General features: G+C 63.0%; 15 protein-coding genes and 1 pseudogene. 3 read left to right on the top strand and 13 right to left on the bottom strand.

Translation table 11 applies throughout. From position 1 onward, the window contains the following. Positions 1 to 22: 22 nt before the first annotated feature. The 5 genes from AC097R_RS05390 to AC097R_RS05370 form a co-directional block, all read right to left on the bottom strand. Positions 23 to 2,302: a methyl-accepting chemotaxis protein gene (locus tag AC097R_RS05390; protein ID WP_479596571.1), complete on the bottom strand. Its 2,280-nt coding sequence runs from the start codon at positions 2,300 to 2,302 to the stop codon at positions 23 to 25. Between the two features lie 20 nt (positions 2,303 to 2,322). Next, positions 2,323 to 2,853: a chemotaxis protein CheW gene (locus tag AC097R_RS05385; protein WP_479596570.1), complete on the bottom strand. Its 531-nt coding sequence runs from the start codon at positions 2,851 to 2,853 to the stop codon at positions 2,323 to 2,325. 12 nt (positions 2,854 to 2,865) lie between these two features. Next, positions 2,866 to 3,231, bottom strand: a complete 366-nt coding sequence (locus AC097R_RS05380) for a response regulator (RefSeq protein WP_310340219.1) — start codon at positions 3,229 to 3,231, stop codon at positions 2,866 to 2,868. Further along, complete coding sequence (locus AC097R_RS05375) at positions 3,231 to 3,629, bottom strand: response regulator (RefSeq protein WP_310340220.1); 399 nt, start codon at positions 3,627 to 3,629, stop codon at positions 3,231 to 3,233. Before AC097R_RS05375 ends, AC097R_RS05380 begins: the two co-directional genes overlap by 1 nt. A gap of 62 nt (positions 3,630 to 3,691) precedes the next feature. Further along, positions 3,692 to 3,865, bottom strand: coding sequence for a rubredoxin (locus tag AC097R_RS05370; RefSeq protein WP_479596569.1), 174 nt, complete (start codon positions 3,863 to 3,865; stop codon positions 3,692 to 3,694). Positions 3,866 to 3,985: 120 nt separating this feature from the next. On the opposite strand from AC097R_RS05370, the gene thiD reads away from it, so the two are divergent. After that, positions 3,986 to 4,897, top strand: coding sequence for a bifunctional hydroxymethylpyrimidine kinase/phosphomethylpyrimidine kinase (gene thiD, locus AC097R_RS05365; RefSeq protein ID WP_310340224.1), 912 nt, complete (start codon positions 3,986 to 3,988; stop codon positions 4,895 to 4,897). Further along, the gene (gene hemL, locus AC097R_RS05360; RefSeq protein WP_479596568.1) at positions 4,881 to 6,206 is read left to right on the top strand and encodes a glutamate-1-semialdehyde 2,1-aminomutase; all 1,326 of its coding nucleotides are present in this window, start codon (positions 4,881 to 4,883) and stop codon (positions 6,204 to 6,206) included. Before thiD ends, hemL begins: the two co-directional genes overlap by 17 nt. A 93-nt stretch (positions 6,207 to 6,299) precedes the next feature. Here hemL and AC097R_RS05355 read toward each other — a convergent pair whose 3' ends face one another. From AC097R_RS05355 to dusB, 5 genes are all read right to left on the bottom strand, one after another. Further along, a complete protein-coding gene (locus AC097R_RS05355; RefSeq protein ID WP_479596567.1) occupies positions 6,300 to 6,893 on the bottom strand; it encodes a D-sedoheptulose-7-phosphate isomerase in 594 nt (197 codons plus the stop codon). A 63-nt stretch (positions 6,894 to 6,956) separates the two neighbouring features. Further along, positions 6,957 to 7,928, bottom strand: a complete 972-nt coding sequence (locus tag AC097R_RS05350) for a Bug family tripartite tricarboxylate transporter substrate binding protein (RefSeq protein ID WP_479596566.1) — start codon at positions 7,926 to 7,928, stop codon at positions 6,957 to 6,959. An 11-nt stretch (positions 7,929 to 7,939) separates the two neighbouring features. Beyond that, on the bottom strand, positions 7,940 to 9,550 hold the full coding sequence (purH, locus tag AC097R_RS05345) for a bifunctional phosphoribosylaminoimidazolecarboxamide formyltransferase/IMP cyclohydrolase (RefSeq protein ID WP_479596565.1): 1,611 nt from the start codon (positions 9,548 to 9,550) through the stop codon (positions 7,940 to 7,942). Between the two features lie 79 nt (positions 9,551 to 9,629). Continuing rightward, positions 9,630 to 9,866 (bottom strand): Fis family transcriptional regulator, encoded by a 237-nt coding sequence (locus AC097R_RS05340; protein ID WP_477890657.1) that lies wholly within the window; start codon positions 9,864 to 9,866, stop codon positions 9,630 to 9,632. Beyond that, positions 9,863 to 10,915: a tRNA dihydrouridine synthase DusB gene (gene dusB / locus AC097R_RS05335; RefSeq protein ID WP_479596564.1), complete on the bottom strand. Its 1,053-nt coding sequence runs from the start codon at positions 10,913 to 10,915 to the stop codon at positions 9,863 to 9,865. The genes AC097R_RS05340 and dusB overlap by 4 nt, the downstream gene beginning before the upstream one ends. Positions 10,916 to 11,064: 149 nt before the next feature. Here dusB and AC097R_RS05330 point away from each other — a divergent pair, with 149 nt between their 5' ends. Next, a complete protein-coding gene (locus AC097R_RS05330; RefSeq protein ID WP_479596563.1) occupies positions 11,065 to 11,538 on the top strand; it encodes a YqaA family protein in 474 nt (157 codons plus the stop codon). A gap of 567 nt (positions 11,539 to 12,105) precedes the next feature. On the opposite strand, the pseudogene AC097R_RS05325 reads toward AC097R_RS05330, so the two are convergent. The 3 genes and pseudogenes from AC097R_RS05325 to ychF form a co-directional block, all read right to left on the bottom strand. Beyond that, a pseudogene (locus AC097R_RS05325) lies at positions 12,106 to 12,486 on the bottom strand (HD-GYP domain-containing protein); the annotation flags it as partial. A gap of 465 nt (positions 12,487 to 12,951) precedes the next feature. Further along, entirely contained in the window at positions 12,952 to 13,848 is an 897-nt protein-coding gene (locus AC097R_RS05320) for a DMT family transporter (protein WP_479596562.1), read from the bottom strand. 20 nt (positions 13,849 to 13,868) lie between these two features. After that, complete coding sequence (gene ychF, locus AC097R_RS05315) at positions 13,869 to 14,960, bottom strand: redox-regulated ATPase YchF (protein WP_479596561.1); 1,092 nt, start codon at positions 14,958 to 14,960, stop codon at positions 13,869 to 13,871. Positions 14,961 to 14,991 lie beyond the last annotated feature (31 nt).

Here is a 14,991-nt window from a genome sequence, read left to right as displayed (position 1 = left end):
GGTGGATGCGACGCATGGCCTATCAGGCGATCTTGAATCGAGACACCGACTGGCGCAGTTCTTCCGCCATGCGGGACAGTTCGCGCACCTGGTTGGCCGTAGCGCGGGTACCTTCCCCGGTTTGCTCGGTCACCGCAAAAATGTGCTGGATGTTGTCGGCCACCACATTGGCCAGACCGGCTTCGCGGGATGCCGAGTTGGAAATCTGCTCAATCAGATCCGCCACGCGGCGTGACACGCGGTCAATCTCGGTCAGCGCCGTACCTGCATTATCGGACAGCTTGGCCCCTTCCACCACACCCTGGGTGGAGCGTTCCATAGCGCCGATGGCATCCTGTGTGTCCGTCTGAATGGCCTTCACCAGTGCAGCAATCTGACGCGTCGCATCGGCGGAACGCTCCGCCAGACGCTGCACTTCTTCCGCCACCACCGAGAAGCCGCGACCGGCTTCACCAGCGGATGCGGCCTGAATGGCAGCGTTCAAAGCCAGCACGTTGGTTTGTTCGGTAATGTCCGAGATCAGCTCGGTAATTTCACCAATCTCTTGCGAAGATTCACCCAGGCGTTTGATGCGCTTGGAGGTTTCCTGGATCTGGTCACGGATGGAGTTCATACCGCCGATGGCGTTTTGCACAGCTTGCAGGCCGGACTCGGCAGCTTGCAGCGATTGACGGGCCACCGCGGCAGACTCTTGCGCCTGGGCAGACACCTCGTTGATTCGCCCCGCCATATCCACTACGGACTTACCGGTTTCACGAATCTCGTGCAGTTGTTCGTTGGAGGCTGCCAGCAGCTCGGTCGATGTGGCATCCACATCGGCCGTCGTCTGGGCAACCCGTGCCGCCGTGTTTTGCACGTTGGACACCAGCGAACGCAGTTCTTCCACCGTGTAATTCACCGAGTCGGCAATGGCGCCGGTAATGTCCTCGGTCACGGTGGCTTCCTGGGTCAAGTCACCCTCAGCCACCGTTTGCAGCTCGTTCATCAGTCGCAAAATGGCGGCCTGGTTCGCGTCGTTCACGCGCTTGGCTTCTTGTTCCTGGCGCTCGGCTTCCAGACGCTGGTCTTCGGCCATCACCTGACGCTTGCGGCTGTCTTGCAGTTGCACATACGACAGACCACCAGCGCACAGCAGGGCGAAGGCAGCGGAAGCTGCCAGCAAAGCCAGCGACGCGCCACCGATACCGGCCTGGCTGGACAGCTTGGCTTGCAGCTCTTCCAGGTTACGGCGCAGCGGTTCGCTGTCCGCAATGATGGCGCCTTGGGCTTCACGTGCCGAGACCAGACCCTGCAAGTTGCCCAGAATGGCGCCAGCTTGCACACGGGTTTCTTCGTACATCTTGATCAGGGCTTCCAGCTGCTCACGGGTGGCCGGGTCCTTGGTGGCGGTCAGGCGCAACTCGGTGCTGCCGGACAGCAAGGCTTCGGAAATTTCCTTGAAAGTGTTCAAGTCCTTGCCCAGCAAGAACACGGCCTCAGGGCTCACGCCTTCTGCGGTCAAGAACTCGTTGGACGACTTGCCGATACGCTGGGTCAACATCACCAACTGCCCAACCGCGGAAATTTCCACCGCTGGCGCGTTTTGTTGCAGCTTGAGCGACGCCACGGTTTCCGCGATTTCCAGCAAGTCAGACGACTGGCGGTTGATCAAGCGCAGCGCAGACCCGATCTGGGTCAGCATTTTTTGCTGGCCCATCACGGCCTTGGCATTCTTTTCCGCGCGCTCGACCAGCGGCGCGACTTTATTCAGCTCAGGCGCGTAATTTTCATCCAGCGCGTTGATGCGCATTTCGTCGTCACCAGCCTGCAGACCTTTGACGGATTTACCCAAAATACCGGCACTTTCCGACACGTCAGGGAAGGCCTGCGCACTGCCCACCACGGCCTGCGATACCGACTTCGCCAGACGTTGCGACTGCATCAGCGACTGCCCCGTCGCACCCAGCTGTTGGGCCACCCGGTCCGACTGGTTCAACGCCACAAAGGTCACACCCGCCAGCACGATCAGCGCGCCACCCAGCAGAATCGACAGTGTGCGCTGGTGCTGCACCACGGTGCGTCTGCCCAAGCCGGGGATAGAAATCAGGTCCGCCTCATTCACCTGCTGCTCGACGGGCGCCTCTTTCGCAGGCTCAGCCGACGCCGCTTGCAGCGGCGAGTTTTGCGATGGCGACTCTTGCAAGGTTTCGTTGCCCCCGCTGTCCACTGTGGCGTCCGGCATAGCCAAACTCAGACGCGAATCCAGTTCGGACTCTGGCGGCTTTTTGGAGAACAGGTTTTTTAATTGATCGACAACAGACATGATGGGACCTTACGGGTGAACTAAGCGCTGATGCTCAAAAACTGGGGGGTGAGGGACAGGGTACGCAAATTGATTTCTTGCCAATGCTCGCCAGCCGAATCGACAAACTGGTTGCCAAAAAACGGAGGGGCATCGGCCTCGGGCGGCTTGGAGGCGGAAAACGCGTCCGGGCCACGCAGCCCGGCCAACACATCGACCTGCAAGGCGCAATTGACTTCCAGTGCGGCGTTCATGGTGACCACGCTGGGCTCGGCCACCGCTGGCTCCAGGCGCTTGGCGGCGCCGCATGCAGTCACAAACGCGGCCAGATCCACCACGCCAAACAAGCCGCCGCGGATGTTGAGCACCCCGCGAAACCAGTCCAACGCATAGGGCACCGGTTGCAAATGGCTTACGGGGACGATTTCACCCGATTGGCCCAGTGGAAAAAGGTAGTTGTTGCCCCCCGCCCGCACCGCGAGCCAGGCCACAGACATGCCCTCGGAACGGGCCGCTTGCAAGCGGCTCGCCAAACGGGCTTGGAGTTCTCGAAGTGCTTCTCTGTTGGCCATGGAGCGAGCGAATCAGTCCAGAGCCTTGATTTTGGCGAACAGCTCAGCGGCATCCACCGGCTTGGTGATGTAGTCCTTGGCGCCCTGGCGCATACCCCATACGCGGTCTGTCTCCAAGCTCTTGCTGGTGCAGATGATGATGGGGATTTCGGAGTATTCAGGGGTGCGGTTGATGGCACGGGTCAACTGGAAACCGTTCTGGCCCGGCATCACCACGTCCATGAGAATCAGATGCGGCTTGTCTTCGGCCAGGCGCTTGAAGGCCTCGTCGGCGTTCTCGGCAGAGCGCACGGTGAAACCGTTCTTCTGCAGCAGCTCGGTCAAAAACATCAACTCGGTTTTCGAGTCGTCCACGATCAGTACTTTAGTTATTGCCATCAAATAGCTCCTTGCAATACGGCCCCAAACTGCTGCACAGCCTGCAGCAATTGGTCTTTGGTAAAGGGTTTTGTCAAATAGTCCTGCGCGCCGACCATGCGACCGCGCGCCTTGTCAAACACCCCGTCCTTGGAGGACAGCATCACCACCGGAACCCCAGAAAACTTGGCGTTGCGTTTGATGATGGCGCAGGTCTGGTAACCGTCCAGACGCGGCATCAGGATGTCGCAAAAAATCAGGTGTGGCTGGTAGTCATTGACTTTGGCCAGCGCGTCAAAGCCGTCTTCAGCCAGCATCACTTCGTGGCCACCTTGCTTGAGAAAAATCTCTGCACTGCGCCGAATGGTGTTGCTGTCGTCAATAACCAGAACTTTGAAGGTGGGTGCTGTCGTGCTCAAGGGGCGTTGCTCCAGTACTAGCGTGGACGGTCAGGATGGGCCATTACCGCAACGGCGGTGCATCAAATCTGCACCATTTCAAAATCTTCTTTGCGCGCACCGCACTCGGGGCAAGTCCAGTTCATGGGCACATCGGCCCACAGGGTTCCTGCTGCAATTCCGTGGTCGGGCGCGCCGGTGGCCTCGTCATAGATCCAACCGCAAATCAAGCACATCCAAGTTTTAGTATCGGTCACAGCTTATAGGGCCTTCAAATAGAATGCAACGATTGTATAGAGCCGCTATTGCCAAAAAGCACGCCGCCCGCTGAAAGATCGCCATTCTGCATGAAGACAAACCCCAATACAGGCCTCTAGATGTCGGCAACTCCCGCCCCCGCTCCTGAAGAAGAAATCGACGACGACGGCCCCTCGGCCTGCGTCATGGCGTTCAACGCCAACGACCCCAGCGGAGGCAGCGGTACCGCCGCCGACTTGAGCGCGATCGCCTCGGTCGGCGCCCATGGCTTGCCGGTGGTGACGGGCGCCTACGCCCGCGATACCTCAGAGATCGTGGACCATTTCCCCTTTGACGACGAGGCGGTGAGCGAGCAGGCACGCGTCATCCTGGAAGACGTTCCGGCCCAGACCTTCAAGGTCGGGTTTGTCGGTACGCCAGAGAACCTAAGCGCCATTGCAGAGCTGGCGTCGGACTACGCCGACGTGCCGCTGGTGGCCTATATGCCCGACCTGTCTTGGTGGCAGGAAGACCAGATTGACCTCTACCAGGACGCCTGCACCGAGCTGCTGTTGCCGCAGACCACGGTGTTGGTTGGAAACCACAGCACCCTGTCCCGCTGGCTGCTGCCGGACTGGAGTTCCGACAAAAGCCCGACCGCGCGCGACATCGCCAAGGCTGCCAACGCCTTTGGCGTGCCCTACACCCTGGTCACTGGCATCCCCCTGCCCGACCAGTTCATCGACAACGTGCTGTGCTCGCCCACTGCGGTGCTGTGCAGCGAGAAGTTTGAGCGCTTTGAGGCCGTCTTCACCGGTGCTGGCGACACCCTGTCGGCCGCGCTGGCCGCACTGATTGCCAGCGGCACCGAACTCACCGAGGCCGTGACGGAAGCCCTGAGTTACCTGGACCGCTGCCTGGAAAGCGGCTTCCGCCCCGGCATGGGCCAGGTCATCCCCGACCGCCTGTTCTGGGCCCACCCCGACGCCGAGGGCGAAGACGCCCCCGAAGAAACCGACTTTGAAGTTCCCCCCCATGCCACCCGCCACTAATACCGACACCACCGACCGCAACCAACAGCTCTTTGACCGCGCCAAGCGCGTCATCCCCGGCGGCGTAAATTCGCCCGTGCGCGCCTTCAAGGCGGTGGGCGGCACGCCACGCTTTGTGCAGCGCGCGCAAGGCGCCTACTTCTGGGACGCCAATGGCAAGCGCCATATTGACTACATCGGCTCCTGGGGTCCGATGATCCTGGGCCACGGCCACCCCGCGGTGCTGGAAGCCGTGCAGAAGGCAGCGCTGGACGGTTTCTCGTTTGGCGCCCCCACCGAACGCGAAGTGGAGCTGGCCGAAGCGATTTTGGAGCGCGTGCCCAGCATGGACATGGTGCGCCTGGTCAGCAGTGGCACCGAAGCTGGCATGAGCGCCATCCGCCTGGCGCGGGGCGCCACCGGTCGCAGCAAGATTCTGAAGTTTGAAGGCTGCTACCACGGCCATGCCGATGCGCTGTTGGTGAAAGCGGGCTCGGGCCTGGCCACCTTTGGCAACCCCACCAGCGCTGGCGTGCCGCCCGAAGTGGTGCAACACACGCTGGTGCTGGAGTACAACAACATCGAGCAACTGGAAGAAGCCTTTGCGCTGCACGGCAAGGAGCTCGCCTGCCTGATGATTGAGCCCATTGCCGGCAACATGAACTTTGTGCGGGCCAGCGTGCCCTTTATGCGGCGCTGCCGCGAGCTGTGCACACAGTACGGCGCACTGTTTGTGTTTGACGAGGTGATGACCGGCCTGCGTGTGGCTTTTGGCAGCGCGCAAAGCGTGTACGCCCGCAGCATCCCCGGCTTTGAACCGGACATGACCGTGCTGGGCAAGGTGATTGGTGGCGGAATGCCACTGGCGGCCTTTGGCGGCAAGCGCGCGGTGATGGAGCAGCTTGCGCCACTGGGCCCGGTCTACCAGGCCGGCACCCTGTCGGGCAACCCCGTCGCCACGGCATGCGGGCTGGCCACGCTGAAAGAAATTGGCAAACCTGGCTTCTATGAAGACCTGGGCCGCAAGACCCAGCTGCTGATCAGCGGCCTGCAAGCCGAGGCCGACAAGGCCGGCGTGGACTTCTGTGGCGACAGCGAGGGTGGCATGTTTGGCTTCTTCCTGTTCAAGGAATTGCCACAGAACTACGCCAAGGTCATGACCACCGACAATGCCCGTTTCAACACCCTGTTCCACGGCCTGCTGGACCGCGGCGTCTACATCGCCCCGGCGCTGTACGAGGCCGGCTTCATGAGCGCGGCGCACACCGACGCGGACATTGCCGAGACGGTGGCTGTGGCGGGCGAAGTGTTCAAGCTGCTATCAAAATAGAAGCTGCTAGCGCATATTCCACGGGGGCTAGATGCCAATTGGGTATCTAGCCCCTGTTTCTTTTGGGCGCCGCACCACATCCGCCCGCAAGCCTCACTCGCCGATGTAGTTCTCGGGGAAGAAGTGGCGTTCGATGAGCTCAATCAGGATGTGCAGCACCTTGATGTGCAACTCCTGCACGCGATCGGCGTAGGTACCGCCGGGCGTGCACACGTACACGTCACTCAGGGGCTCCAGCTTCTCGCTGCGTTTGCCGCTCAGGATGATGACCTTCATGCCCAATGCCTTGGCGGCCTCAGCCGCCTTGATCACATTCTTGCTGGTGCCGCTGGTGCTCAGCGCCACCAGGCAATCGCCCGGCCGGCCATGGCCTTCGATGTAGCGGGCAAACACCTGGTCGTAGCCATGGTCGTTGCCCACACAGGTCAGGTGGCCGGCATCGCTGATGGCGGTGGCGCCCAGGGCCTTGCGGTCCTTGCGGTAGCGGCCTGTCAGCTCTTCGGCAAAGTGCATGGCGTCGCACATGGAGCCGCCGTTGCCGCAGGAATACACACGGCCCTGGTTTTCGAAGGTGGCAATCAGCAACTGCGCGGCGTGCTCCACAGACGCTAGCGCCACCGGGTTTGCCAGCAACGCAGCCAGTGCGGAGGATGCCTCTTGCAGGCTGGATTCGATATGGTGTTTCATACCGCGATTATTCCCGGCCCCGCCGAAACCTTGCGGTAACCACGGGTTTGGCTATCCGGTGTGTCAATCGACCCGCGCGCCAGTGGCCTTGACCACCTTCTCGTACTTGGCGCGCTCGGCCTTCATCAGGGCATCAAAGGCCGCGGGGGTGGTGGGCGTGGGCTCGGCCAGCAGCGTGGCAAAGCGCGCCTTGGTCTCGGGCGCCTGCAGGGCCGCCACAAAGGCCTGGTTGAGTTGCGCAATGCGCTCCTTGGGCGTGGCGGCCGGGGCCACGAGCCCCCACCAGGTGTCGATGCCAAAGCCCTTGAGCGTTTCCGCCATGGCGGGCACATCGGGCAAGGCGCTGCTGCGGGCTAGCGACGTGACGGCCAAGGCCTTGAGCTTGCCGGAGCGGATGTTGGGTGCGGCGTTGGCCAGGTTGTCGAGGTTGAAGTCCACCTGGCCGCTCAGCAAGGCCATTTGCGCCGGGTTGCCTCCGTTGTAGGGGATGTGCAGCGCGAAGATGCCCGCTTCCTTCTTGAACATCTCGCCTGCCAGGTGGCCGGCACTGCCATTGCCGCCGCTGCCGTAGTTGAGCTTGGCCGGGTTGGCCTTGGCATAGGCAATGAGGTCGGCCAGGGTGTGGATGTGCAGGCGCTGCGCCGCTTCGGCATTCATCACCAGCACATTGGGCACCCGCACCATTTGCGTGATGGCGGCGAAGTCGGTGGCCGCGTTGTAGGGCATCTTCGCGAAGAGCCAAGGATTCACCGCGTGGGTGGCCGTGGCCGCAATGCCGATGGTGTAGCCGTCGGGTGCGGCCTTGGCAATCGCATCCGCGCCAATATTGCCGCCGGCGCCGGGGCGGTTGTCCACCACCACCGTGCCCAGGCTGTCTTTCACGCGCTCGGCCAGCACGCGGGCCGTGATGTCCAGCGGACCCCCAGGCGCGTAAGGCACGATCAAGCGAATGGGCTTGTCGGACGCCTGGGCCCACACCGCAGACACTGCCAGCAGCAGCGACACGCCGGCCGCGAGAGATCGGGAAAACAGCATGGGCAACTTTCTTAGTGGCGGAAGTGGCGCACGCCGCTGAACACCATGGACACGCCACGCTCGTTGGCCGCGTCAATCACCTCCTGGTCGCGCATGGAGCCGCCGGGCTGGATGACGCAGGTGGCGCCTTGGTCCACCACGACGTCCAAACCGTCGCGGAAGGGGAAGAAGGCGTCGCTGGCCACCACAGTGCCTGCCAATGACAGGTTCGCGTGGCCGGCCTTGATCGATGCGATGCGCGCCGAGTCCAGGCGGCTCATCTGGCCGGCGCCCACGCCCATGGTCATGCCGCCCTTGCAGAAGACGATGGCGTTGGACTTGACGTACTTGGCAACCGTCCAGGCGAACAATAGATCGTTCAGTTCTTCGGCCGTCGGCTGCTTGGTGGTGACCACTTTCAGGTCGCTCAGCGCCAGCTCGTGGTTGTCGGCGGTCTGCAGCAGGATGCCGGAGCCGATGCGTTTCATGTCCACGGCGTTGCGGCCTTGGTCCCATGCTGTGGCTCCGCCCTTGGGCAAGTCGATCTGCAGGATGCGGACATTGACCTTGGTCTTGAACACTTCGAGCGCGGCGGGTGTGAAGCTCGGGGCCATCAGCACTTCGACGAATTGCTTGGAAATCTGCTGCGCGGCCGCTTCATCCAGCTCGGTGTTCAGCGCGATGATGCCGCCGAAGGCCGAGGTGGGGTCGGTCTGGAAGGCCTTGCTGTAGGCCTCCAACGCATGGGCACCCACGGCCACGCCACAGGGGTTGGCGTGCTTGACGATGACGCAGGCCGGGGTGTTGAAACTCTTCACACATTCCCAGGCCGCATCGGCGTCGGCGATGTTGTTGTAGCTGAGTTCCTTGCCCTGCAATTGCTTGGCGGTGACCAGCGAGCCGGGCGCGGGGTAGAGGTCGCGGTACAGCGCGGCCTGCTGGTGGCTGTTTTCCCCGTAGCGCAGGTCCTGCACCTTGACGAAGCGGCCATTGCTCTGACCGGGGAACAGGTCTAGTGTGGGAGCCTTGTCGCCTGCGGGCACATCGTCACCCACCTGGATGGCGGACAGGTAGTCGCTGATGGCGCCGTCGTATTGGCTGATGCGGTTGAACGCGGCAATCGACAGACCCAACTTGGTCTTGTCGCTCACCTTGCCGCTGGCCTTGAGCTCGGCAATCACCGTGGTGTATTGCGCGGCGTCGGTCAGCACCGCCACGTCTTTCCAGTTCTTGGCCGCACTGCGCACCATGGCGGGGCCGCCGATGTCGATGTTTTCGATCGCGTCTTCCAGCGTGCAGCCGGCCTTGGCCACGGTGGCTTCAAACGGGTACAGGTTCACCACCAGGAAGTCGATGGTGTTGATGGCGTGTTCTTTCAAAGCCGCCATGTGCGCGGGGAAGTCGCGGCGGGCCAGCAAGCCGCCATGCACACGGGGGTGCAGGGTCTTGACGCGGCCGTCCAGCATTTCAGGGAAGCCGGTCATCTCGGCCACCTCGGTCACGGGCAAGCCCTTCTCGGCCAGCAGCTTGGCGGTGCCGCCGGTGGACAGCAGCTTGATGCCCTGGGCATGCAAGGCCTGGGCGAGTTCGACGATGCCGGTTTTGTCCGAGACGGACAAGAGTGCTGTTTGGGGTGCGTTCATAGTGCGGGAGTGAAGTAAAACCAAAAAATCAAAGGGCCCCGCAGCACCGCACTGGGCGGCCCTACCGGGCAGCGGAGCGTCAGGGAACCAGCTTGTGTTCCAGTAGTTTCTTGCGCAGGGTGTTGCGGTTCAGGCCCAGCCACTGGGCGGCCTTGGACTGGTTGTTGTCGGCCTGGGCCATCACCACCTCCAGCAGGGGCCGCTCTACGGCGCGCACCAGCATGTCGTACATGCCATCGGGCTCGGTGCCACCCAGGTCTGCGAAATATCCTTCCAGGCTCGCGCGAACGCACTCCTCGATGTGCTTCTTGCTCATGCTGCCATTTCCATCATGTCATGTCCCCTTGCCAGACCGGACGCTTGCTCCCGGCGCGGGATGCGGTCCATTTTTTCATTCAATCCATCCAAATACTGTTCCACTGCCGCCACCTGTGCCTCGCTGTCTTCCAGCAGGTTCATCTGGCGGCGAAAGTCTTCGCCTCCGGGCAGCTCACGCAGGTACCAGCCAATGTGCTTGCGCGCCGAGCGCACGCCGATGAACTCGTCGTACAGGCTGTAGTGGTCCTGCAAATGCTCGACCAACAGGCGTTTGACTTCGCTCACCAGCGGTGGTGCAAGGTGCGTGCCAGTGGCCAGAAAATGCGCCACCTCGCGAAAGATCCAGGGATAGCCCTGGGCGGCGCGGCCAATCATGATGGCGTCGGCGCCTGTAGCTTGCAGCACCTCACGGGCCTTCTCGGGCGTGGTGATGTCGCCATTGGCCACCACCGGAATCTTCAGCGCGGCCTTCACGGCGGCAATGGTGTCGTATTCGGCCGCACCCTTGTAGCCCTGCTCGCGCGTACGGCCATGCACCGTGACCATCTGCACGCCGGCGGCCTCGGCCGCGCGTGCCAGCACCACCGCGTTTTTCTCGGCCTGGCACCAGCCGGTGCGCATCTTCAGCGTGACCGGTACGTTACGCGGCGCGCAGGCGTCCACCACCGCTTGCACAATTTCGATGGCCAGCTGCTCGTCTTGCATGAGCGCGGAGCCGGCCCATTTGTTGCACACCTTCTTGGCGGGGCAGCCCATGTTGATGTCGATGATCTGCGCGCCGCGGTCGATGTTGTAGCGCGCGGCGTCGGCCATCATCTGCGCCTCGGTGCCGGCAATCTGCACCGCGATGGGGCCGGGCTCACCGTCGTGGTTGGCGCGGCGCGAGGTCTTGAGTGTGTCCCACAGATCGCGGCGCGACGTCACCATCTCGCTCACCGCATAGCCCGCACCCAGCCGCTTGCATAGCTGGCGGAAGGGGCGATCGGTCACCCCCGCCATGGGCGCGACAAAGAGGTGATTCGCCAGAGCGAACGGGCCAATGTGCATGGACGACAACTGAAACGGGAGTGGGTATAAAAGACAAGGGCCCCAAGACGTTGGGGCCTGGGCACAATTCTAACTGCTCAAAATTTCAGCAATTGAAATTTACCTGCTGCACCGCAGCGAAACCACGGCCTGCCTATACTGCCTTCGCCATGGACTCCTGGATACCCACCCTTCTGCATCTGCTTGCGCTGCCCGAATACAGCCTGGCCACCGTGTTTGTGGTGTCCTTTGTGTCTGCCACCTTGCTGCCCATGGGCTCCGAGCCTTTGGTGCTGGGCCTGGTAGAACTCAACCCCGCATTGTTCTGGCCTGTGATCGGCGTGGCTACGGTGGGCAACACCCTGGGCGGGGCTGTGAGCTGGTGGATGGGGTTTGGGGCGCACAGGGTAGTGGACAAATACGGCCACTCGGCCCACCACCTGCGGGCGCTGGACTGGTTACGCCGCCTGGGCCCCAAGGCCTGCCTGCTGGCCTGGCTGCCCATCGTCGGCGATCCGCTGTGCGCGGTGGCGGGCTGGCTCAAGCTGCCGTTTTGGCCCTGCCTGGCCTACATGGCAGTGGGCAAGCTGGCGCGCTACGTGCTGATGACCGCCGCACTCACCGGCCTGCTGCGCCTGTGGTGACGCCGCACTAGAACTTACAGCTTGGCCACCAGCGCGTCGGCGCTGTCCAGCCAGGTTTGCAAGGGTGCGGGGTACCCCGTCTCGTCCCCCAGGCGCCAGCGCCGCTTGGTTTGCCGTGTCAGGGCACGCAGCTGCCACAGCGCCTCCTGCGCCAGCAGGCTGAGCTCCAGGCGCAGGGCATCGTCCAGCGTTCCCCCCCCCCAACTGCGCGAGCTGCAGGTCGGCCACGCCCACCGTGGCCAGCGTGCGGCGCAACTGGCTGGCCTGCACCATCACGGCCGCCATACCCTCCCGCCGCGCGTCGCTGAGCGACAGCGCCTGCAGCGCGGGGCCCGGCCACTCCGACACCGTGGCATTGATCTCCTGCAACCGGCCTACCGGATCGGCCAGCAGCTCCAGGCCTTCGCCCGTGAGTTCGCTCTGCGGGCGCAGGTGCTGCTGCACCCGCGCCACCATGCCAGCGTCGTAGCGGTGCTTGTTCATGCGCAACTGAACCCACAGCCGCATCTCGGGCGCATCGCGCCCGGACTCCAGCATGGAGGTCACCAACTCGCCCAGCGACAGAATGCGCCCCAGCGGGCCAATCGCGTCGCCCTGCAGGTTGCGCGGGTAGCCCGAGCCATCCAGAAATTCGTGGTGCTCTTTCACAGCCCGCACCAGCTCGCGCGGGTACTCGTGGTGGCGCTCGATCAACACGGTGGAGACCAGCGGGTGCGAGTACAGCTGGCGCCGCTGCTCGCGGGTGATGGCGTCTTCGGGGTTGAGCAGCAGTGGGTCCAGATGCAGCATGCCAATGTCGTGCAGCAGCCCGGCGGCGGCGGCCAGCCCCAAGTCGTAGCGCGACACCAGCACGGTCAAGCTCATCCAGGCGGCAAACAGCGCCATCTGCACCGAGTGGCGAAACAGCGCGGGCCGCACCTCGTTGGCCAGCAGCAGCTGGAAGGCCATGGGCTCAGGCAAGGTGAGCTTGTCCAGGCTGTCCAGCAGCAGGCTGCGGTGCTTGGGGTCGGCACCAATGCGTTCGAAAAAAGGCACCTCGCGCATGGCCTGCTCGGCGTGCTCGCGCAACACGGGGCCGGTAATGGTGTGGGGGCTGCTGACCGATTGCTCGATAGGGACCGGCAGCTTGTGCGCGATCAGGCGTTCGTAGAGATTCGCGTTGACCGCCACGCCTTTCTCCAGAATCTTCACGCCGCGGTCGTTGAAGATCGCCTCCGTGGTCACCACCGGGCATTTCTCGCCCAGCTCGGTCACAGCCTTGGTGAAGTGGTTGGCGTCAGCGCCTGCTTCGCTCATGCCATGTTTGTACCAGAGTCCCCTGCGCTTTCCCAGTACCCCAGGTCAAACCTACGTGCAAAAGGACCACGCCACACGCTATGATTTCAGGAGCTACTCGCGCAATGCGGACGGGGGCTAGCGCACTAAAACGAGCGCAGTCCCGAGTACGGTGCAGGCCGCGCCCCACCAGGCCCCGCGCGCTGGTGCACGCCCTAGGTGCCACCACAGCAGCGGCAGCACCAGCACGGGCGACACCGACGAAAGGATACCGACCATGCCCACGTCGCCATAGCGCAGGGCCAGCAGGATCAGGCTCATCCCCAGCCCCATGCCGATCATGCCGCTCAGCGCCACCCAGGCCAGCACGCGGGCGGAGAGCGCGTTGTGCGTGCGCGCCACACCTACGCCAGCCCAGAGCAACACCAGGTGCGCCACGCAGGTCGCGCCCACGCGCACCACCGTGGCGGTCACCGGGTCCACGCCCGAGGCCATGATGGGTTTGGCAATCAACGAGCCCAGCGCCTGGCACAGCGCGGCCAATAGACCCAGCGCCACCCCCAGAGGCCAATGGCCCCGGGTGACCTCCAGCGCATGCGATTCATTCTTGTGCGCGCCCAGCGCCACGGCCATCATCACGCCGCCCACCACCAGCGCACCACCTAGCAAGGCCTGTGCGCCCATGCGTTCGTCCAACACCATGAAGCCCAGCAAGGCACTGAAACAGGCGTGGGTGGCAAACAGCACACCAGTGCGGCGCGGGCCCAGCCGGTTCATGGAAGCGAACAGCGCGGTGTCCCCAACAAAAATGCCAATCAGCCCGCTGAACGCCAGCACACCCAAAGTGGCCCAGGACAGCGTGTGCCAGCCTCCGCTGGCCACCACCACGGGCAGCAGCATGAGGAACACCAGCCCCATGCGCCAACGCGTAAATGCAAACGCGCCCAGATGGCGCGCTTGCGGGGCCGACAGCAGCCCGGTGACGGCCCAGCAGGCCGCGGCCCCCAGGGCCAGCCAGTCGTACGACAGGGTCACGGTGCGGTCAAAAGAAGGGCCTAGGAGCTGAACAGGAAGTTCATCACGTCGCCATCCTTGACGACGTATTCCTTGCCTTCCGCGCGCATCTTGCCCGCATCCTTGGCGCCCTGCTCGCCCTTGTGGGCGATGAAGTCGTCAAACGCGATGGTCTGGGCGCGGATGTAGCCCTTCTCGAAATCGGTATGAATCACGCCAGCCGCTTGGGGCCCGGTGTCTCCCACATGGATCGTCCAGGCGCGCACTTCCTTCACACCGGCGGTGAAGTAGGTTTGCAGACCCAGCAGCGTGTACGCCGAGCGGATCAGGCGGTTCAGGCCGGGTTCAGATTGGCCCAGCTCTTGCAGAAATTCGAGCCGGTCGGCATCTTCCATTTCCGACAGTTCGGCTTCGATCTTGGCGCAGATGGCCACCACGGGCGCGTTCTGCTTGGCGGCAAAGGCTTTCAGGCGGTCCAGGAAGGGGTTGTTCTCAAAACCGTCTTCGGACACGTTGGCCACAAACATCGCGGGCTTGGCCGTGATCAGGAAAAACTGCTTCAAAAGCGGCTGCTCTTCCTTGCTGAAGTCCAGCGTGCGCACAGGCTTGGCCTCGTTCAGCGCGGCCTGGCATTTCTCCAGAATCGCCACCAGTTTGATGGATTCCTTGTCGCCCGAGCGGGCCAGCTTGGTCACGCGGTGCAGGGCTTTCTCCACCGCGCCCAGGTCGGCCAGGCACAGCTCGGTCTGGATCACTTCGATGTCGGCGATCGGGTCCACCTTGCCGGCCACGTGGATCACGTTGTCGTCTTCAAAGCAGCGCACCACATTGATGGTGGCATCGGTCTCGCGGATATGGGCCAGAAACTTGTTGCCCAGGCCTTCGCCGGTACTGGCACCGGCCACCAGGCCGGCAATGTCCACAAATTCCACGATCGCCGGCACGATGCGCTCGGGCTTGACGATGTCAGAGAGCTGTTGCAGCCGCGTATCGGGCACTTCCACCACGCCCACATTGGGCTCGATGGTGCAAAACGGATAGTTTTCTGCAGCAATGCCCGCCTTGGTCAGCGCGTTGAACAGGGTACTTTTCCCTACATTGGGCAGGCCTACAATGCCACACTTCAAACTCATAAAAAAACCTCTAAAAACTGGGTGACAAGTG

Source organism: Rhodoferax sp. ZS1R25 (assembly GCF_056521335.1).
Note: the sequence above shows the minus strand (reverse complement) of the source record. Positions and strands in the feature narration are given on the sequence as shown.